Origin of the sequence: Streptomyces sp. Q6 (genome assembly GCF_036967205.1) — a bacterium.
Lineage (GTDB): Bacteria > Actinomycetota > Actinomycetes > Streptomycetales > Streptomycetaceae > Streptomyces > Streptomyces citrinus.
Genome location: NZ_CP146022.1, coordinates 6993889 through 7013867, shown reverse-complemented (window position 1 = coordinate 7013867; position 19979 = coordinate 6993889). Strand labels below are relative to the sequence as shown.

Annotated in this window: 18 protein-coding genes and 1 pseudogene; 12 read left to right on the top strand and 7 right to left on the bottom strand. The window is 70.2% G+C overall.

Annotated features, from left to right (window positions below):
- Positions 1-88 precede the first annotated feature (88 nt).
- Positions 89-532, bottom strand: a complete 444-nt coding sequence (locus tag V2W30_RS32495) for an SRPBCC family protein (protein WP_338702086.1) — start codon at positions 530-532, stop codon at positions 89-91.
- Positions 533-698: 166 nt separating this feature from the next.
- On the opposite strand from V2W30_RS32495, the gene V2W30_RS32490 reads away from it, so the two are divergent.
- Complete coding sequence (locus V2W30_RS32490; RefSeq protein ID WP_338702085.1) at positions 699-1742, top strand: Rv2578c family radical SAM protein; 1044 nt, start codon at positions 699-701, stop codon at positions 1740-1742.
- Between the two features lie 95 nt (positions 1743-1837).
- Complete coding sequence (locus V2W30_RS32485) at positions 1838-2329, top strand: N-acetyltransferase family protein (RefSeq protein ID WP_425244714.1); 492 nt, start codon at positions 1838-1840, stop codon at positions 2327-2329.
- 9 nt (positions 2330-2338) lie between these two features.
- Here V2W30_RS32485 and V2W30_RS32480 read toward each other — a convergent pair.
- Positions 2339-2902 (bottom strand): annotated as a pseudogene (locus V2W30_RS32480) (HEAT repeat domain-containing protein); the annotation flags it as partial.
- A gap of 330 nt (positions 2903-3232) precedes the next feature.
- Between V2W30_RS32480 and V2W30_RS32475 the strand changes: the two are divergent.
- The 10 genes from V2W30_RS32475 to pssA all read left to right on the top strand — a co-directional run bounded on the left by V2W30_RS32475 (position 3233) and on the right by pssA (position 14915).
- Positions 3233-5023, top strand: coding sequence for a 3-hydroxyacyl-CoA dehydrogenase family protein (locus V2W30_RS32475; protein ID WP_338702081.1), 1791 nt, complete (start codon positions 3233-3235; stop codon positions 5021-5023).
- Positions 5024-5138: 115 nt separating this feature from the next.
- Positions 5139-5954, top strand: coding sequence for a TetR family transcriptional regulator (locus V2W30_RS32470; RefSeq protein WP_338702079.1), 816 nt, complete (start codon positions 5139-5141; stop codon positions 5952-5954).
- Between the two features lie 214 nt (positions 5955-6168).
- Positions 6169-6408, top strand: coding sequence for a hypothetical protein (locus V2W30_RS32465; RefSeq protein ID WP_338702077.1), 240 nt, complete (start codon positions 6169-6171; stop codon positions 6406-6408).
- 730 nt (positions 6409-7138) lie between these two features.
- Positions 7139-8476: a crotonyl-CoA carboxylase/reductase gene (gene ccrA / locus V2W30_RS32460; protein ID WP_338702075.1), complete on the top strand. Its 1338-nt coding sequence runs from the start codon at positions 7139-7141 to the stop codon at positions 8474-8476.
- A 22-nt stretch (positions 8477-8498) separates the two neighbouring features.
- Positions 8499-10547 (top strand): protein meaA, encoded by a 2049-nt coding sequence (locus tag V2W30_RS32455; protein WP_338702073.1) that lies wholly within the window; start codon positions 8499-8501, stop codon positions 10545-10547.
- Complete coding sequence (locus V2W30_RS32450) at positions 10544-11506, top strand: CoA ester lyase (protein ID WP_338702071.1); 963 nt, start codon at positions 10544-10546, stop codon at positions 11504-11506. The genes V2W30_RS32455 and V2W30_RS32450 overlap by 4 nt, the downstream gene beginning before the upstream one ends.
- 4 nt (positions 11507-11510) lie before the next feature.
- Positions 11511-12023 carry a MaoC family dehydratase gene (locus tag V2W30_RS32445; RefSeq protein WP_338702069.1) on the top strand — a complete coding sequence of 171 codons (513 nt, stop codon included), beginning with the start codon at positions 11511-11513 and terminating at the stop codon, positions 12021-12023.
- A gap of 2 nt (positions 12024-12025) precedes the next feature.
- Positions 12026-13231 carry an acyl-CoA dehydrogenase family protein gene (locus tag V2W30_RS32440; RefSeq protein ID WP_338702067.1) on the top strand — a complete coding sequence of 402 codons (1206 nt, stop codon included), beginning with the start codon at positions 12026-12028 and terminating at the stop codon, positions 13229-13231.
- A gap of 183 nt (positions 13232-13414) precedes the next feature.
- Positions 13415-14071 (top strand): phosphatidylserine decarboxylase, encoded by a 657-nt coding sequence (locus V2W30_RS32435; RefSeq protein WP_338702065.1) that lies wholly within the window; start codon positions 13415-13417, stop codon positions 14069-14071.
- 61 nt (positions 14072-14132) lie between these two features.
- Entirely contained in the window at positions 14133-14915 is a 783-nt protein-coding gene (gene pssA / locus V2W30_RS32430; protein WP_425244713.1) for a CDP-diacylglycerol--serine O-phosphatidyltransferase, read from the top strand.
- A 70-nt stretch (positions 14916-14985) separates the two neighbouring features.
- On the opposite strand, the gene V2W30_RS32425 is transcribed toward pssA, so the two are convergent.
- From V2W30_RS32425 to V2W30_RS32405, 5 genes are read right to left on the bottom strand one after another with little or no spacing between them, the layout of a single operon-like run.
- Positions 14986-16266 carry an ABC transporter substrate-binding protein gene (locus tag V2W30_RS32425; RefSeq protein ID WP_338702062.1) on the bottom strand — a complete coding sequence of 427 codons (1281 nt, stop codon included), beginning with the start codon at positions 16264-16266 and terminating at the stop codon, positions 14986-14988.
- Complete coding sequence (locus tag V2W30_RS32420; RefSeq protein WP_425244622.1) at positions 16263-17387, bottom strand: branched-chain amino acid ABC transporter permease; 1125 nt, start codon at positions 17385-17387, stop codon at positions 16263-16265. Before V2W30_RS32420 ends, V2W30_RS32425 begins: the two co-directional genes overlap by 4 nt.
- Positions 17380-18270 (bottom strand): branched-chain amino acid ABC transporter permease, encoded by an 891-nt coding sequence (locus tag V2W30_RS32415; RefSeq protein WP_338702061.1) that lies wholly within the window; start codon positions 18268-18270, stop codon positions 17380-17382. Before V2W30_RS32415 ends, V2W30_RS32420 begins: the two co-directional genes overlap by 8 nt.
- A complete protein-coding gene (locus V2W30_RS32410; RefSeq protein ID WP_338702060.1) occupies positions 18267-19085 on the bottom strand; it encodes an ABC transporter ATP-binding protein in 819 nt (272 codons plus the stop codon). Before V2W30_RS32410 ends, V2W30_RS32415 begins: the two co-directional genes overlap by 4 nt.
- Positions 19082-19912, bottom strand: coding sequence for an ABC transporter ATP-binding protein (locus V2W30_RS32405; protein WP_338702059.1), 831 nt, complete (start codon positions 19910-19912; stop codon positions 19082-19084). The genes V2W30_RS32410 and V2W30_RS32405 overlap by 4 nt, the downstream gene beginning before the upstream one ends.
- Positions 19913-19979 lie beyond the last annotated feature (67 nt).

Genomic DNA, 19979 nt, shown 5'->3' with positions numbered 1-19979 from the left:
AAACGGTGAGCACTACATCGGCTTCACCGGGGGGCGCGAGGGCGCGCGGACGGCTTCCCGCGCCTGCCCGCGCCCCTGTCGCTCGGTCCTACTTCTCGACCTCGGTGGCGAGCTTGGCGAGGACGGCGTCGTAGATGCGGCCGAGGCCCTTGGGGGCGAACGTCTTCTCGAAGAAGCCGCCGATGCCGCCCGCGCCGTTCCACACGGTGGTCACCGTGACCCGGGACCGGCCCTCGCCGGCCGGGGTGACGCGCCACGTCGTCACCATCGACGAGTTGCGGTCCTTCTCGACGAGTTCGCCGTCGGTCGGCTCGCTCACGTCGAGCAGGCAGTCGCGGACGCGCTTGCTGGTGGCCTGGAGCTTCCAGTGCACGACGGTGCCCTCGCCGTCGCCGCCCTCGCGCACCTCGTACTCGCTGAAGTGCTCGGACAGCAGCTTCGCGCGCGTCCCGCTGTAGTCGGCGAGGGCGTCGAACACGTCGTCCGGCTTGGCGGCGACGACCCGCTCCGTGGTGGCCTCGACCTGCGCCATGGCTCTTCCTCCAGCACTTGGTTCTTCAGGGGCTCCGGCAAGCCAACCACCCGGCGCACCGGCCACCAAATCCGGGGCCCTGAAGGGTTCGGAAACAGGTTCGCACGATCAAGGGAACATGTGTTCTATTCTGGGACGCGGGGGCAGAACCAACCGAGGAGGCGTCATGCGCTGGGAGAACCTCACGGACGGACCGGCCGAACACGGCCGGGCGCCCGACGCCGCGCTGTTCGGCGCGGACGCCGTGGTCAGCAGGACCATCGACACCCCGGAGTTCCGCGGGGTGACCTTTCACGAGATCCGGGCGCGCTCGATCGTGAACCGGGTGCCCGGCGCGTCCCGCATGCCGTTCGAATGGACCGTCAACCCGTACCGCGGCTGCACGCACGCCTGCGTCTACTGCTTCGCCCGCAACACCCACAGCTACCTCGACCTGGACAGCGGACTCGACTTCGACAGCCAGATCGTGGTGAAGGTGAACGCGCCGCAACTGCTGCGCCACCACCTCGGCTCACGCCGCTGGCTCGGCGAGCACATCGCGATGGGCACGAACGTCGACTGCTACCAACGGGCCGAAGGGCGCTACCGGTTGATGCCCGGCATCATCGAGGCGCTGCGCGACTACGCGAATCCCTTCAGCATCCTGACGAAGGGCACGCTGATCCTGCGCGACCTCCCGCTGCTGCGACAGGCGGCCGAGGTGACGGACGTCGGGGTCTGCGTCTCGGTCGGTTTCGTGGACCAGGAGCTGTGGCGCACCGTCGAGCCGGGCACGCCCGCGCCCGAGCGCAGGCTCGACGCGGTGCGCGCGCTCACCGACGCGGGGATCGGCTGCGGGGTGCTGATGGCGCCGGTGATCCCCTTCCTCGGCGACCGGCCCGAGCAGCTGCGGGCGACGGTGCGGGCCGTCGCGCGGGCCGGGGCGACGTCCGTGACGCCGCTCGTGCTGCATCTGCGGCCGGGGGCGCGCGAGTGGTTCATGGCATGGCTGGCGCGGCACCACCCCTACCTCGTACGGCGTTACGAGCGGCTGTACGCGGACGGCGCGTACGCCCCGAAGTGGTATCAGCGGCGGGTGACGCGGCAGGTGCACGAGCTGGCGGAGGAGTTCGGGATCGGCCCGTCGCGGGCGGCCTCGCCCCGGCGCGTACGGGACCCGGAGCCACTGGTGCCCACCCAGGCCGGACCCACGCAGCTGACCCTGTTGTGAGAGCGGCGCGGGCGACGGGGAAGGTGCCGCGCGGCGGTGTGGGCGACACTGGGCCCGTGAACCGGCCCGCCCGCACCCCTGTCCTGCTGCGCCCCATGACCCTCGACGACTGCGCCGCGGTGGCCGAGGTCCGCGTACGGGGCTGGCGGTTCGCGTACGCGGGGCTGATGCCGCGGGCGTACCTGGACGCGATGAGCGCGGACCGGGACGCCGAGCGGCGGCGGGAGCTGTTCGGGCGCTCCGAGGAGTACGTCGCCGAGCGCGCCGGCCGCGTGATCGGCTGGGGCTGCCACGGGCCGTGCCGGGACACCGATGTACCGCCCGGCGAGGGCGAGTTGTACGCGCTGTACGTCGATCCGGCCCAGCTGTCGACCGGAGTCGGGCGGGCGCTCCTGGAGACGTGCCTCGCCGGCTCCCTCGCGGCCGGGCGGCCCGTGATGCGGCTGTGGGTCGTGGAGGGGAACGCGCGGGCGCGGCGGTTCTACGAGCGGGCCGGTTTCGTGGCGGACGGGGCCCGCGAGCCGTACGAGGTGGGCGGCGCGAGCGTGCCGGAGCTGCGGTACCGGCGGGGCCCGGCCGCCACCTGACTCACTCCCCGGCAGCCGTGCCAGGGCCGCTGCCGCCGCCATCGCCAGTCTCGGGTGGGTCGCCGCCTCCGTGAGGACCTCGCGGGCGCGGGGGTCCGCCAGGCTGCCGAGGCCCTCGACGCAGGCCAGGGCCACCGTGCGGTACGGGTCGTGCGGGGTCAGGCGGCGGCGGAGCGTGGCGATCAGGGCCGGGGCCGATTCGGGGGCCCTGAGCTGAGTGAGCAGGCGGATGGGGTGCAGGGCGTAGGCGACCCGCAGTTCGTTCGTGGCCAGGGCCGCCGCCGCGCGGCCCGTGCGCGGGTCGCGCAGGGCGAGCAGCGCCTGCGCGGCGGCGGCGCACCGCTCGGCGTCGCGGTGGTTGAGGAGCAGGACGAGGGACTCGAAGGCGCGGCGATCACCGGCCAGGCCGAGCCGGTACGCGGCCAACTCCCGGGACCACAAGGGCTGTTCCGGCGCCGTGAGCACCGCGGCCAGCTCGTCGTGGTCGGCCGTGGCGGCCAGTTGCTCGAAGGCGGGCGTGCCGCCGGATTCCTTCCGGATGCGCTCTGTCACCGCTCGCGACTCTTCGTCCATGAGACCGAGGGTAGACGCGCCGGGCCTGCGGCGACGTAGATCACAGCGACTGGCCAACACCGAGGACTGGTGCGCTCGTTACTCGTCGGTTAAGCTCAGGTGAGCGGGGCATACTTCCCGCAGCACCACTCGTGCGGCCTGGTGACGCAGCCGCCGCGAGTGCCAGTCGGTTCAGGCACCACCAGCACGACCCAGTACGGCATGGCCCCGGGACAGGGCCGCCGCTTCCCGTGTGCGCCGCGCGCCACGTTCAACTCCCGCACGACGCCCGGCATGTGGCGTCTTCGGGTGTGACCCCTCAGTCGTCACCCTCACTCCTGGAGTTCCCGGATGGACGCTCCCCTGTCCCGCATCTCTACGGTCGCCGTCGTCGGCCTCGGCACCATGGGCACCGGCATCGCCGAGGTCCTCGCACGCGCCGGCCGCGAGGTCATCGGCATCGACATCAGCGAGGCCGCCACCGCGCAGGCCGCCGCCTCCCTGGAGGCCTCGACGGCGCGTGCGGTACGCCGCGAGCACCTCACCGAGCAGGAGCGTGCGGACCTGCTCGCCCGGTTCCGTACGTTCACGGACCTCCAGGCCGCCGCCGACGCCGACCTGGTGATCGAGGTCGCCCCGGAGTCGTACGAGATCAAGCAGCAGATCTTCCGCGCCCTGGACGCGGTCGTGCGGCCCGAGACGATCCTCGCGACCGGGACGAACGCGCTGTCCGTGACCCGGCTCGCCGCCGACTCCGCGCGGCCCGAGCGCGTCATCGGGCTGCACTTCTTCAACCCGGCCCCCGCGATGAAGCTCGTCGAGGTGGTCTCCAGCGTGCTGACCGCCCCGACCGCGGTCGCCGCCGTCACCGACCTCGCCGTGGAGCTCGGCAAGGAGCCCGTCGCCGTCGGCGACCGGCCCGGTTTCGTCGCCGACGGACTGCTCTTCGGCTACCTCAACCAGGCCGCCGCGATGTACGAGGCCAAGTACGCGTCCCGCGAGGACATCGACGCCGCGATGAAGCTGGGCTGCGGACTGCCGATGGGCCCGCTCGCGCTGCTCGACCTGATCGGTGTCGACACCGCGCGGACCGTCCTCGACGCCATGTACGCCGAGTCCCGCGACCGGCTGCACGCCCCCGCGCCGATCCTCAAGCAGCTCAGCGAGGCGGGCCTGACGGGACGCAAGGCGGGCCGCGGCTTCTACTCGTACGAGGAGCCGGGCAGTTCGGTGGTCGTGCGGGACGCCCTGACGCCGCTGAGCGACGCCGTGGCCGCCCCGGGGCGCACGATCCGCTCCGTCGGTGTCGCGGGCTCGGGAACGATGGCCTCCGGCATCGCCGAGGTGTTCGCGAAGGCCGGGTACGACATCGTGCTCGCCGCCCGCAGCGAGGAGAAGGCGGACGCGGCGAAGGCCCGTATCGGCAAGTCTCTTCAGCGCTCTGTCGACAAGGGCCGGATGACGGCCGAGGCCGCGGCGCAGACGCTCGCGCGGATCGCGCCGGCCGGTTCCTACGAGGCCTTCGCGGACGTCGACCTCGCCCTGGAGGCCGTCGCCGAGGACCTGGAGATCAAGCGGCAGCTGTTCGGCACGTTCGACAAGGTCTGCAAGCCGGGCGCGATCCTCGCCACGACGACCTCGTCGCTGCCGGTCGTCGCCTGCGCCCGCGCCACCTCGCGCCCGCAGGACGTCATCGGGATGCACTTCTTCAACCCGGCACCGGCGATGAAGCTGGTGGAGGTCGTGCGGACCGTCCTCACCTCCGACGACGTGCACTCCACCGTCAAGGACCTGACCCTCAAGATCCGCAAGCACCCCGTGGACTGCGGCGACCGGGCCGGGTTCATCGTGAACGCGTTGCTGTTCCCGTACCTGAACAACGCGATCAAGATGGTGCAGGAGCACTACGCCACCCTCGACGACATCGACGCCGCGATGAAGCTCGGCGGCGGCTACCCGATGGGACCCTTCGAACTCCTCGACGTGGTGGGCCTCGACGTCTCCCTGGCCATCGAGAAGGTCCTGCACCGCGAGTTCCGCGACCCGGGTCTCGCGCCCGCGCCGCTGCTCGAACACCTGGTGGCCGCGGGCTGCCTCGGCCGCAAGACGGGCCGTGGCTTCCGCGAATATGCACGGCGCTGAGCCGGGAGCGGGGGCGGGTCCCGACCTCGGGTCGGACTGGGGCGGGCTGCTCGGGGAGCCGGGCGGCCCGCTTACCGGGGAGCGACTTGGAACGTACATGCAGTACGTTCGGGGCATGACGCCCGCTCATAAGGCCGCCGACCCGTCCTCCCGTACCCCGGCTCAGCCCGACGCTCCGGAGAGCGCCGCGGGCACCCGAGCCGCCGCCCAGCGGCTCAAGATGCGCCGCGAGCTCGCGGCCGCGGCGATGGAGCTCTTCGCCACGAAGGGGTACGAGGCGACGACGGTCGACGAGATCGCCGCGGCCGCCGGCGTCGCCCGCCGCACCTTCTTCCGTCACTTCCGCTCCAAGGAAGAGGCGATCTTCCCGGACCACGACGACACCCTGGTCCGCGCGGAGGCGGTGCTGAACGCGGCGCCTCCCCTGGAGCACCCGCTGGACACGGTGTGCCGCGGCATCAAGGAAGTCATGAAGATGTACGCCGCCTCGCCCGCGGTGTCCGTAGAGCGCTACCGGCTGACCCGCGAGGTGCCCACGCTGCGTGAGCGCGAGATCGCCTCGGTGGCCCGCTACGAGCGTCTGTTCACCCGCTATCTGCTGGGCCACTTCGACGAGCAGGCCCACCACGACGGCAACGACGACCCGCTGCTCGCCGAGGTCGCCGCGTCGGCCGTCGTGACCGCCCACAACCACGTGCTGCGCCGCTGGCTGCGGGCCGGCGGCCAGGGCGACGTGGAGAACCAGCTCGACCACGCCTTCGCGATCGTCCGCCGCACGTTCGGCACCGGCATCGGCGCGGGGCGCACCCCGGCCTCCCCGCCGCCGGCCCAGGTGTCGCACACCGGCGAGGTTCTGGTGGCGGTGGCGCGCACGGACGCCCCGCTGCCCGAGGTGATGCGCACGATCGAGGAAGCGCTCAGGAACCGGTAGAGCCGGTCGGCCCCGCGCCGAAGCCGTTCGGTGCGCCGCCGGTGCGCGGGCTCACCCGGTGCGCGCCCGCCGGCCGTCCGCCTCCCTCACCGCACCTGTACGAACCTTTTCGCCATCTCCCCCCTGCTGGAACCCCGTGGCTCGCTGACGGCTTGTGCCCCACCGATAGAGGCCGCATCAGGCGGCTTCCATCTCCGCGCTCCTGGGGGACCGGATGCCCGGCGCGTACGACGTGGATCCGCTGCCCGCCGGCCACGCGCGACTGCGCCGCCGACTGGCCGGCGACCGGCTGCTGTTGACGACGGATCCGGCCGCCCTGCGCGCGGCCGAGACCGTCGTCATCTGCGGGCCGACACCGGTCGACGACCATCTCGTACCGGACCTGCGGGCGCTGGAGCGGGCGCCTGCGCCACCGCCGTCGAGCAGGCCGTGCCGGAGCAGGCCATCATCCTGACGTCGCCGCACGTACGCGCCGGGCCTGTGGTTCAAGGGCAGCCGGGCGGCCGGCTCCCCCGTGAAGATCAGCGTGCACCTGCGTGACAGCGCCGGGACCCGGTCGTACGGGACGAGTACCGGCGTACGCCCCGTCGCCGTCGACCTGGCAGCAGGCGGCGCGCACGACCCCGGCCGTTCCGTCGGGCTGCTCGGCGATCAGCTTGGGCCTCTCGCTCCCGGCGGTCGGCAACGCGACCGTGGATGGCTTGTCCCTCGTCCCGAACCGACGCGGCGGGACCGGCCCTCTGACGTGGCACGCAGTGCCACGTCAGAGGGCTCTCGCGCATCCCGGGCCACCAGCCCACCCCTGGTGTGATCGATCATCGATCCCTTCCTGCCCGCACAACCCGCCCCTGACCATGGATGATCGATCATCGCTCAGTTGTGTCGTAAAGATTTCACCTGAGCGAAACTCGTGGCACGCAGTGCCTTGTGCGTTGTCACGGCGTGCCATACGTTGAAGGAGTCCGGGCGGCCGGCGTGCAGAGAACTTCCGTACGCCGGCTGTCCCCACAGGCCACGACCGACCGTGACCCGTGCGCCCGGACGCCTGCGTCACAGGCAACCTTCCGCGCCACACCCAGCGCTGCCACAGCACCACCCCCGCCGAACCGACGGCACACCCTCAAACCCAGCAGCCACACCCGACTCAGCGATCCCCTCAGTCGCTCACCGCCGGAGGCACCACCGTGAAGGACATCCTGGACGCGATTCAGTCGCAGACCGCCACGTCTGCCGACTTCGCCGCCCTGCCGCTCCCCGACTCGTACCGCGCGATCACCGTGCACAAGGACGAGGCGGAGATGTTCGCCGGGCTCGAGTCCCGCGAGAAGGACCCGCGCAAGTCGATCCACCTGGACGACGTGCCGGTGCCCGAGCTCGGCCCGGGCGAGGCACTGGTGGCCGTGATGGCCTCCTCGGTCAACTACAACTCGGTGTGGACCTCGATCTTCGAGCCGGTGTCCACCTTCAACTTCCTGGAGCGCTACGGGCGCCTGTCCGAGCTCTCCAAGCGCCACGACCTGCCGTACCACATCATCGGCTCCGACCTCGCGGGCGTCGTGCTGCGCACCGGACCGGGCGTGAACTCCTGGAACCCCGGTGACGAGGTCGTCGCGCACTGCCTGAGCGTCGAGCTGGAGTCGAGCGACGGCCACAACGACACGATGCTCGACCCCGAGCAGCGCATCTGGGGCTTCGAGACGAACTTCGGCGGGCTCGCCGAGATCGCGCTCGTCAAGTCCAACCAGCTGATGCCCAAGCCGGACCACCTGAGCTGGGAAGAGGCCGCCGCGCCCGGTCTGGTGAACTCCACCGCGTACCGGCAGCTCGTCTCCCGCAACGGCGCCGGCATGAAGCAGGGCGACAACGTCCTCATCTGGGGCGCGAGCGGTGGACTCGGCTCCTACGCCACGCAGTTCGCGCTCGCCGGCGGCGCCAACCCGATCTGTGTCGTCTCCAGCGAGCAGAAGGCGGACATCTGCCGGTCGATGGGCGCCGAGGCGATCATCGACCGCAACGCCGAGGGCTACAAGTTCTGGAAGGACGAGCACACCCAGGACCCGAAGGAGTGGAAGCGCTTCGGCAAGCGCATCCGCGAGTTCACCGGCGGCGAGGACATCGACATCGTCTTCGAGCACCCCGGCCGCGAGACCTTCGGCGCCAGCGTGTACGTCACGCGCAAGGGCGGCACCATCACCACCTGCGCCTCGACCTCGGGCTACATGCACGAGTACGACAACCGCTACCTGTGGATGTCCCTGAAGCGGATCATCGGCTCGCACTTCGCCAACTACCGCGAGGCGTGGGAGGCGAACCGTCTGATCGCCAAGGGCAAGATCCACCCGACGCTCTCGAAGACGTACTCCCTCGAAGACACCGGACAGGCCGCCTACGACGTGCACCGCAACCTCCACCAGGGCAAGGTCGGCGTCCTCGCGCTGGCCCCCGAGGAGGGCCTGGGCGTGCGCGACCACGAGAAGCGCGCCCAGCACATCGACGCCATCAACCGCTTCCGCAACGTCTGAACTCCCGGGGGAGCAACGTCTGATGACTGAGCGTCAGAAGGACCGGCCGTGGCTGATGCGCACGTACGCCGGGCACTCCACGGCAGAGGCGTCCAACGAGTTGTACCGGCGCAACCTGGCCAAGGGCCAGACGGGTCTGTCGGTCGCCTTCGACCTGCCGACCCAGACGGGCTACGACCCGGACCACATCCTCGCCCGGGGCGAGGTGGGCCGCGTCGGCGTCCCGGTCAGTCACCTCGGTGACATGCGCCGGCTGTTCCAGGACATCCCCCTGGAGCAGATGAACACCTCGATGACCATCAACGCCACCGCCATGTGGCTTCTGGCGCTCTACCAGGTCGTCGCGGAGGAGCAGGGCGCGGACATCACCCAGCTCCAGGGCACCACCCAGAACGACATCGTCAAGGAGTACTTGTCCCGGGGCACCCATGTGTTCCCGCCGGGGCCCTCGCTCCGCCTGACGACCGACATGATCGCGTACACGGTGGCGAACATGCCGAAGTGGAACCCGATCAACATCTGTAGCTACCACCTCCAGGAGGCGGGGGCCACACCGGTCCAGGAGATCGCGTACGCGATGTCCACCGCCATCGCCGTTCTCGATGCCGTACGCGACTCAGGGCAGGTCCCCGCCGAGAAGTTCGGGGACGTCGTGGCCCGCATCTCCTTCTTCGTGAACGCGGGTGTCCGCTTCATCGAGGAGATGTGCAAGATGCGGGCGTTCGGGCGGATCTGGGACCAGATCACGCGCGAGCGGTACGGCATCGAGAACGCGAAACAGCGCCGCTTCCGGTACGGGGTCCAGGTCAACTCGCTGGGCCTGACCGAGGCGCAGCCGGAGAACAACGTCCAGCGGATCGTGCTGGAGATGCTGGCCGTGACGCTGTCCAAGGACGCGCGCGCCCGCGCCGTCCAACTCCCCGCCTGGAACGAGGCGTTGGGGCTGCCCCGCCCCTGGGACCAGCAGTGGTCGCTCCGTATCCAGCAGGTCCTCGCCCACGAGAGCGACCTGCTGGAGTACGAGGACATCTTCGCGGGCTCGCACGTCATCGAGAAGAAGGTCGACGCGCTGGTCGCCGAGTCGCTCGCCGAGATCGACCGGATCCAGGAGATGGGCGGCGCGATGGCCGCCGTCGAGTCCGGCTACCTCAAGTCGCAGCTCGTCTCCTCGCACGCCGAGCGCCGCGCTCGGATCGAGGGCGGCGAGGAGAAGATCGTGGGTGTGAACATCTACGAGTCGACCGAGCCGAACCCGCTCACCGCCGACCTGGACGCCGCGATCATGACGGTCGACCACCAGGTCGAGGCGCGGGTCGTGCGGGCCATCGGCGACTGGCGCACCACGCGTCAGGAGTCGAGCGACCGGCAGGGCATGGGCGACCCGTTCCACTACCCGACCACTGGGCAGGCCCTCGACCGCCTCAAGGAGGCCGCGGCGGGCACGGAGAACCTCATGGAGGCCACGCTGGAGTGCGCCCGCGCCGGGGTCACGACCGGCGAGTGGTCGCAGGCCCTGCGCGAGGTGTTCGGCGAGTTCCGCGCCCCCACCGGGGTCTCGTCGGCGCCGGTCGCGGTGACCGCCGAGGAGGGCACGCCACTCGCCGTCGTCCGCGAGAAGGTCCGGCGCACCGGCGACGAACTGGGCGGCAAGCTCCGCCTGTTGGTCGGCAAGCCGGGCCTGGACGGCCACTCGAACGGCGCCGAGCAGATCGCCGTACGCGCCCGTGACGCCGGGTTCGAGGTGGTCTACCAGGGCATCCGGCTCACCCCGGAACAGATCGTGTCCGCCGCGCTCGCCGAGGACGTGCACTGCGTCGGCCTGTCGATCCTGTCCGGGTCGCACGCCGAGCTGGTGCCCGACGTCCTGACCCGGCTGCGCGAGGCGGGCGCCCCCGACATCCCCGTGATCGTCGGAGGCATCATCCCGAACGCAGACGCCGAGGAACTGAAGCGGGCGGGTGTCGCCGCCGTCTTCACCCCCAAGGACTTCGGCATCACGGAGATCATCGGCCGTATCGTCGACGAGATCCGGAAAGCGAACAACCTCGACCCGTTGGAGGTCCCCGCATGACCAGCGTCAACCGTCTCCGTCCGCGCCGCTCCTGTCTCGCGGTGCCGGGGTCCAACCCCCGCTTCCTGGAGAAGGCCCAGGGCCTCCCCGCCGACCAGGTCTTCCTCGACCTGGAGGACGCCTGCGCGCCGCTCGCCAAGCCCGAGGCCCGGCACACCATCGTCAAGTTCCTCAACGAGGGCGACTGGACGGGCAAGACGCGCGTCGTGCGGGTCAACGACTGGACCACCGAGTGGACCTACCGCGACGTCGTGACCGTCGTCGAGGGCGCCGGCCAGAACCTCGACTGCATCATGCTCCCCAAGGTCCAGACGGCCGACCAGGTCGTCGCCCTGGACCTGCTGCTCACGCAGATCGAGAAGACGATGGGCTTCGAGGTCGGCAAGATCGGCATCGAGGCGCAGATCGAGAACGCGCGCGGCCTCAACAACGTCAACGCGATCGCGGAGGCCTCCCCGCGCACCGAGACGATCATCTTCGGCCCGGCCGACTTCATGGCCTCCATCAACATGAAGTCCCTGGTCGTCGGCGAGCAGCCGCCCGGCTACGGCGCCGACGCCTACCACTACATCCTGATGAAGATCCTGATGGCGGCCCGCGCCAACGACCTCCAGGCGATCGACGGCCCCTACCTCCAGATCCGCAACGTCGACGGCTACCGCGAGGTCGCCCAGCGCGCCGCGGCCCTCGGCTTCGACGGCAAGTGGGTGCTGCACCCCGGCCAGGTCGAGGCGTCGAACGAGATCTTCTCGCCCTCGCAGGAGGACTTCGACCACGCCGAGCTGATCCTGGACGCGTACGACTACTACACGTCCGAGGCGGGCGGGAAGAAGGGCTCGGCGATGCTCGGCGACGAGATGATCGACGAGGCCTCCCGCAAGATGGCCCTGGTCATCTCCGGCAAGGGCCGCGCCGCCGGCATGCAGCGCACCAGCACGTTCGAGGCCCCGGAGGCGTAAGACCATGCAATTCGGCCGCACCTACGAAGAGTTCACCGTCGGGGACGTCTACAAGCACTGGCCCGGGAAGACGGTCACCGAGTACGACGACCACCTCTTCTGTCTCCTCACGATGAACCACCACCCCCTCCACATGGACACCAACTATGCGGAGAAGACGACGGACTTCGGCAAGAACGTCGTCGTCGGCAACTACATCTACTCCCTGCTGCTCGGCATGTCCGTGCCGGACGTCTCGGGCAAGGCGATCGCCAACCTGGAGATCGAGTCGCTGCGCCACGTCGCGCCGACGTTCCACGGCGACACCCTCTACGGCGAGACCACGGTCCTCGACAAGACCCCGTCGAAGTCCAAGAGCGACCGGGGCATCGTGTACGTCGAGACCAAGGGCTACAAGCAGGACGGCACGCTCGTCTGCGTCTTCCGCCGCAAGGTGATGGTGCCCACCGAGACCTACATCAAGGAGCGCGGCGGCGAGCAGCCCGGCCGCCCCGAACTCACGCAGCAGGAGAAGTAGCCATGGCGCGACTCGCCCAGACGGCCGGTCTCACGGACGTCCAGCAGGAAATCCTGTCCACCGTCCGGGACTTCGTCGACAAGGAGATCATCCCGGTCGCGACGGAGCTCGAACACCGTGACGAGTACCCGCAAGAGATCGTCGACGGGCTCAAGGAGTTGGGCCTGTTCGGGCTGATGATCCCCGAGGAGTACGGGGGGCTCGGCGAGTCGCTGCTCACGTACGCGCTGTGCGTCGAGGAGATCGCGCGCGGCTGGATGTCGGTCTCCGGCATCATCAACACCCACTTCATCGTGGCGTACATGCTCAAGCAGCACGGGACGCAGGAGCAGCGGGAGTACTTCCTGCCGCGGATGGCGCTCGGCGAGGTGCGCGGCGCGTTCTCGATGTCCGAGCCGGCGCTCGGCTCGGATGTGTCGGCGATCACGTCGAAGGCGGTCAAGGACGGCGACGAGTACGTCCTCAACGGCCAGAAGATGTGGCTGACGAACGGCGGTACGTCAACGCTTGTGGCGGTTCTCACGCGAAGTGACGAAGGCCACCCCGAGGGCACGGCCCCGCACAAGTCGATGACGACGTTCCTCGTGGAGAAGGAGCCGGGATTCGGCGAGGTGCGTCCGGGCCTCACCATCCCCGGGAAGATCGACAAGATGGGTTACAAGGGGGTCGACACCACCGAACTCATCATGGACGGACTACGCATTCCGGCCAATCGTGTACTCGGTGGCGAGACCGGCCGAGGGTTTTACCAAATGATGGACGGCGTCGAAGTGGGCCGGGTGAATGTCGCGGCGCGTGGTTGCGGTGTCGCTCAGCGTGCGTTCGAGCTGGGAGTCGCTTACGCACAGCAACGGCACACGTTCGGAAAGCCGATCGCTCAGCACCAGGCGATTCAGTTCAAGTTGGCCGAGATGGCTACCAAGGTCGAGGCCGCCCATGCGATGATGGTCAATGCAGCACGCAAAAAGGACTCCGGGGAACGAAACGACCTCGAAGCAGGGATGGCCAAGTACCTGGCCTCCGAATACTGCAAAGAAGTCGTGGAGGACGCGTTCCGTATTCATGGCGGATACGGCTTCTCCAAGGAGTACGAGATCGAGCGCCTGTACCGCGAGGCACCGATGCTGCTGATCGGTGAAGGTACCGCCGAAATCCAGAAAATGATCATTGGTCGTCGACTGCTCGAGGAGTATCGATTCCAGGGCTGAGCCTGGGTGAGATGTCCTGTTTCGGGGTGTTTTCTTCGCGAAGAAGATCACACCCCGTCAACACTCTTCAGCCGTCGACTCGGCTTCCTGGCTTGCCCAGTTGTGGCTCGCAACCGATAGCATCCCGGAAAAGCCGCCGTCCCCCCGTATACAGCGCGGCCTCATCCGCTACGAAGGTCATCCATGCCCCACAGCCAAACCTCTGCACCACGCGACGGCTTCCTCGGTGGTCGCCTTGCGCGCGGAGCATCGCCGTGGCTTCTCCCGACCGTCGCCACGGCTGCCCTCAGCCTCGCGCGCTCGCGCCGTTCGAAGAAGGCAGCAGCACTCGCCGTCCCGACCACCGCTCTGGCGGCCGGCATGCTGTGGTTCTTCCGCGACCCCGAGCGCGAGATCTCGTCCGGCCGGGTCATCTCCCCGGCCGACGGTGTGGTGCAGAGCATCATGCCGTGGAAGGACGGGCGCACCCGCGTCGCGATCTTCATGAGCCCGCTGAACGTCCACGTCAACCGCGCTCCCCTCGCGGGCACCGTGACGTCCGTTGAACACATCCCGGGCGGCTTCGTCCCGGCGTTCAACAAGGAGAGCGAGAACAACGAGCGCGTGGTGTGGCACTTCGACACCGAGCTCGGCGACATCGAGATGATCCAGATCGCCGGTGCCGTCGCCCGCCGCATCGTGCCGTACATCCCGCAGGGCACGAAGGTGGAGCAGGGCGAGCGCATCGGTCTGATCCGGTTCGGCTCGCGTGTCGACATCTATCTCCCCGAGGGCGTCGAGGTCGACGTCGAGGTGGGGCAGAAGACGGTGGCTGGGGTGACTCGCATTGACCGTGACTGATCCCGAGGCCCAGGCGGGCTGGGTGCCCGGACCCGACGACACGGCGGACGACGCGGAGGAGATGCCGCTCTCACTGCGCCTGTCGATAGCGGACACCCTCACGCTCGGCAACGCGACGTGCGGCTTCATGGCCGTCTACTTCACGACGACCGGCATCCTCATCCCGCACATCCAGGGCAGCCAGGACTCCGGCATGGCACGGCACAGCGCCGCGACCGCCGTGATCCTGATGCTGGCCGCCGCGATCTTCGACCTGTTCGACGGTCTGGTGGCCCGCAAGCTCCGCTCGTCGCCGATGGGCGCCGAGCTGGACAACCTGTCCGACCTCATCAGCTTCGGCCTCGCGCCCGCGTACTTCGTGCTCGTCTACGGCATGGTCGCCGACGACGCGCACCAGAGAGTCGCGGCGGTGGGTGCCATCGTGGTGCTGCTGGCGGTGGTGCTGAGGCTTGCGCGGTTCTCGTGCGTGACGGTGAAGGACGGCACCTTCCAGGGCATGCCGTCGCCGTTCGGCGCGCTGACCGTCGTCTCGATCGTGCTCCTGGAGCTGCCCTTCGTGGCGACGCTCCTGGCGATCCTCGGTACCGCGTGGCTGATGGTGAGCCGCGTCGAGTACCCCAAGCCGCGGGGCCGCCTCGCGGTCGCGATGCTGTCGTGGATCGTCCTGAGCATGGGTCTGCTGGCCGCGTGGGCGTTCGACGCTCCCGGTGGTCAGCTGCTGCTCGCGACGGGCTGTGCGCTCCAGCTGGTGCTCGGAGCGGTCATCCCGCTGTTCGCGACGGCTCGCCGCGTGAACAACTTCCGGGACAACCGGCGCGAGGCGCGTACGGCGCAGCTGCCGTAACCCCCGCGGAACGCGAAAGCGGTGGTCCCGAGCCGATCGGCTCGGGACCACCGCTTTTTCCGTACTCGGGTCAGCTCGCCGACTCGGTGTAGGCCTTCGCCTCCGCCGCCTCGCTCGGGTCACGGACGACCTTCGTGCCGCCGACCGCGGACTTGTCGGGCTGGAGGATGACCGACTGGTGCGAGGAGGGCGCCTTCGGGTCGGTGAAGTTCTGGTCGACGCCGAAGCCGTTGTCGAAGGTGCTCAGGGAGAGCAGCGCCTTGTCGACGCCCTCACGGGTGAGGTCCTTGTTGTCGCAGGCCTTCTTCAGGGCCTCGCCGAAGACGGACACCGCGGTCCAGCCGGCGACGACGCCGTTGTCCAGGGAGTCCTTCGGGTACGCCTTCTTGTAGTCGGAGACGAGCTTCTTCGCCTCGGGGGTGTCGGCGCCGATGGGCAGCGACGGGGAGGCGACCCAGTAGTTCTTCTCCAGGGCCGGGCCCGCCTGGGTGGCCAGGAGCTGCGGGGCGAACGCCGAGTTGTTGCCGATGACGGGCACGTTCAGCTTGGCCGCGGCGGCGACACCGACGAGCGAGGCCGCCTGACGGGGACCCGCACTGATCACGATGCCCTTGACGCCGGCCTTCTTCAACGCGGCGACCTGGGCGGTCATGTCGTTGTCGGTGGGCTTGATCTTCTGCTCGACGACGGTGAGACCGGCCTTGTCCGCGATGAACTTCGAGCCCTTGAGCGCGTTCTCGCCGTAGTCGCCCTCGAAGTAGACGTGGCCGAGCTTGTCGCCCTTCTTGAGGCCCTTCTCCTTCATCAGGAAGTCGACCGCGTTGATCGTCTCGATGTCGTACGTCGATCCGATGACGCGGACGTACGGGTTGCCGAGCAGGTTCGCCGACCAGGCCTGCGGCAGCACGAGGGCCTTGTCCTGGCCGATGCGCTTCTCGACCGCCGCGACGAACGGGGAGCCGATGAACTGGGTGAAGCCGAGCACCTTCGGCGACAGCTCGGTGTAGCCGGCGACGGCCTTCTGCGGGTCGTAGCCGTGGTCGCGGACGGTGAGCTTCAGCTGGTAGCCGCAGATCCCGCCGTCGGCGTTGGTCTGCTTCACGTACAGCTGCTGGGCCTGGGTCACGCTCTTGCCGAGGGTCGCGTAGACGCCGGTCATGTCGGTCAGGACGCCGAGGTCGATCGTCTTGCCGGAGATGCCCTGGCCGGTCTTCACCCCGCCCGCGCTCTGCTTGTCGTCGCCTCCCTCGTCCTTCGCCTTGGAGCTGCACGCGGCGGTCAGCGCGAGCAGCGCGGCCACGGTGGTCACTGTGAGCGTGCGGGTTCGGGTGCGGCCTTCACGGGCGGTCATGCGTCCTCCTGAGGGTGTTTCCGGGCGCGCCGGGCGGCGAGCTGAACCAGTCCGCCCGGGAGAAAAAGGACCACTGCCACGACGGCTGCGCCGTAGAGGTAGCGGGCGGCCTCGCCGGGGGCGACGCCGCCGGTGCCGGGGGCCGAGACCAGGGGCAGGGCGTCGCTGTAGCGGGTGAGGATCTGCGGCAGCAGCGAGACGAACGCGGCGCCGACGACGGCGCCCGCCACCGAGCCGAGCCCGCCGATGACGATCATGGCGAGGTACTCGAGGGAGAGCGCGATGCCGAAGTAGTCGGGCACGGTGCGCTGGAAGACGAGGGCGAGCAGGACCCCGGCGAGGCCCGCGTACATGGACGACAGGACGAAGACGCCCGCCCGGTAGCGGGCCACCGGCACCCCGAGGACACCGGCGGCGATGCGGTGGTCGCGGATGGCGTTCATGGCCCGCCCGGGGCGGCCGCGCAGCACGCCCCGCGCGAACAGGCCGCAGACGAGGGTGAGGGCGAGGCCGAGGTACCAGAGCTTCTCCGCGGAGCCGAACGGCACGTTCGCGACGGTCAGCTCGCTCTCGTCGAAGGTGAGGCCGAACAGGCTCATGGCGGGCACGTCGCGGCCGTTGGCGCCGCCGGTCAGGTCCTCGGCGTTGAACAGGACGTGCTGACCGATGAAGATCAGGGCGATCGTCGCGATGCCGAGGTACGCGCCCTTGAGACGGCCCGCGATGGGGCTGAACAGCCCGCCCGCGGCGCCGGCCACGAGCACGGCGACCACGGCGGCGAGCCAGGGCGGCAGGCCGATGCCGCTGATCTCCTGGCCCCGCTCCCCCGCGAACACGCAGTAGGCGTAGGCGCCGACGGCGAGGAAGAAGGCGTGGCCCATGGAGAGCTGGCCGGTGGCGCCGGTGAGGAGGTTGAGGCCGATCGCGCCGATGGCGGCGGCCATGGCGAACAGCCCGGCCTGGAGCCAGAAGCGGTCGAGGTAGAAGGGGAACGCGAGGAGCAGCAGCGCGCCGACGACGATCACGTACGGGCGGGGGCGGCTGAGCAGCGTCCTGGGTGGACTCTTCGTCGCCGTACGGGAGGTGGCCGGGTCGGCCTGGGCGGTGAGGGCGTCAGACACGGGCGAGCTCCTTGGTGCCGAAGAGCCCGGAGGGGCGCAGCAGGAGGATGGCCGTCATCACGAGGTAGGGCGCGAGGTCGCCCAGTCCACGCCCCATGAAGGCGAGTTCGCTCTGGTAGCCGGTGGCGAGGGACTCGGTGACGCCGACGACGAGACCGCCGACGAGCGCCCCGGTCGTGGAGTCGAGGCCGCCGAGGATGGCCGCGGGGAAGGCCTTCAGGGCCGCGAGGGACGTGGCCCGTTCGAGGCCGGGGGTCGGGAACACGCACAGGAACAGGGCGGCGACGGCGGCGAGCCCGCCGGCGACGGCCCACGCCCCGAGCGACACCCGGCCGAGGCGTACGCCCATGAGCGCGGCGGTCTCGGAGCTCTCGGCGGCGGCGCGCATCGCGACACCCCACGACGTGTACCGGAAGACCAGCAGGAAGCCGGTGATGAGCAGGGCGGCGGCCACGAACGCGGCGATCCGGGTGTGGGCGATGGAGATCCCGCCGACGGTGAGCACGGCGTCGCCCCACGGGTCGCCCATGGTGAGGACGTCGGTGCCGAGGCGGCGGGTCAGCTCGGTGGTGAGCAGGATGTCGACGCCGATGGTGACGATGGCGAGGACGCTGTGGTCGTGGCCGCGGTAGCGCCGCATGACGAAGAACTCGACGGCGGCGCCGACGACCGCGGCGGCGGCGATGCCGACGCCGAGCGCGGGCCAGAAGCCGAGCTCCTCGTGGAGCGAGGCCGTGACGTAGCCGCCGGCGAGCAGCAGCGACGCGTGGGCGAAGTTGACGACTTCGGTCGCCCGGAAGATGACGACGAAGCCGAGGGCGATGAGGGCGTAGACGGAGCCCAGCGAGACGCCGTTGAGGAACAGTTCGAGGAAGGTGGTCATGGGGTGGCCTCTTCGTTCGTGTCACCCGTGTCGGGTGTGCCCAGGTACGCCTGGATCACCGCCGGGTCGTTCTGGACGCGGGACGGGGGCCCTGCCGCGATGCGGCGGCCGAAGTCGAGGACGGTGACCTCGTCGGCGAGCCGCATGACGACGCCCATGTCGTGCTCCACCAGGACGATGGAGATGCCGAGGCTGTCGCGGACGCCGGCGATGACGGCGGCGGTGCGGCGGCGTTCGTCGGCGGTCATGCCGGCGACGGGTTCGTCGAGCAGCAGAACGCTGGGCTCCATGCACAGGGCCCGCGCGAGTTCGGCGAGCTTCTGGAGTCCGTACGGCAACGCGCCGGTCGGCGTGTCGAGTTGGTCGCCGATGCCGACGAACTCGGCGATCTCACGGACCCGTTCGCGGTGGGCCCGCTCCTCGCGGACGGCCGACGGCAGCCGCAGGCCCGCCGTGACGAATCCGCTGCGGGTGAGCCGGTGGCGGCCGAGCAGCAGGCTGTCGGCGACGGTGGTGCGCGGCGGCAGGGCGAGGTTCTGGAAGGTGCGGGCGACGCCGAGCGCGGCGATGCGGTGCGGAGGCAGGCCGGTCAGCTCGCGCGTGCCCAGGTGGACGGTGCCGGAGGTGGCGCGGTAGACGCCGGACAGCACGTTGAAGGTGGTGGACTTGCCGGCGCCGTTCGGGCCGATGACGGCGTGCACGGTGCCGGGTTCGACGGTGAGACTGATGCCGTCGAGGGCGGTCAGTCCGGCGAACCGCACGGTCAGGTCCTCGACGCGCAGCGGCAGTACGTCGGTCGCGGTGGCGGTGGTCATCGGGTTCCTCCCCAGCGCCGCAGGGCCGGTGCGTGGGCAGCGCCACCGGAGGCGTCCGCCGCGGCCGTCTCGTCGACGACGCCGAGGTAGCGCCGGCGCACCTCGTCGGACCCGGCGAGCTCGTCGGCGGGGCCGTGCAGGGTGATCTCGCCGACCTCCAGGACGTACGCGTGCGAGGCGAGCCGCAGGGCGAGCGCCGCGTTCTGCTCCACGAGCAGGACGGAGACGCCCTGGGCGTTGATCTCGCGGACGGTGTCGGCGATGCGGGCCGCCATCAGCGGTGCGAGGCCCAGGGACGGTTCGTCCAGGAGCAGCAGCCGCGGCCCCGCCATCAGGGCGCGCCCGACGGCCAGCATCTGCTGCTCGCCGCCGGACAGCAGTCCGGCCCGCTGGTGCGCGCGGTCGGCGAGCACCGGGAACAGCTCGTGGACGCGGCGCAGCGCGGCGGCCTTGTCGGCGCGCGAGCCGGTCGAGCCGAGCGCTCCCGCGCGCAGGTTGTCGGCGACGGTCATCCGGGCGAACACCTGCCGTCCCTCGGGGACTTGGCAGATCCCCGCGCCGACGACCCGGTCGGCGCTCAGACCGCTGGTGCGGCGGCCGCCGAACCGTACCTCGCCGGACGTCACCGTCCCGCCGTGGAAATTGAGCGTCCGCGAGACGGCGCGCAGCAGCGTCGACTTGCCGGCGCCGTTGCCGCCGAGCACGGCGACGACGGCACCGGCCGGCACCTCCAGCGTCACGCCGCGCAGCGCGCGTACGGGCCCGTAGCCGACCGACACGTCGTCGACGGCGAGCCCCTCACCTAGAGCCCCTTGTGCTTCGGTCACTGTCCGGGTCCTCCCCTGGGCTGATGGCGTCACGACAGCACCGCGCGAGCGGCCCGTCCACGGGCGG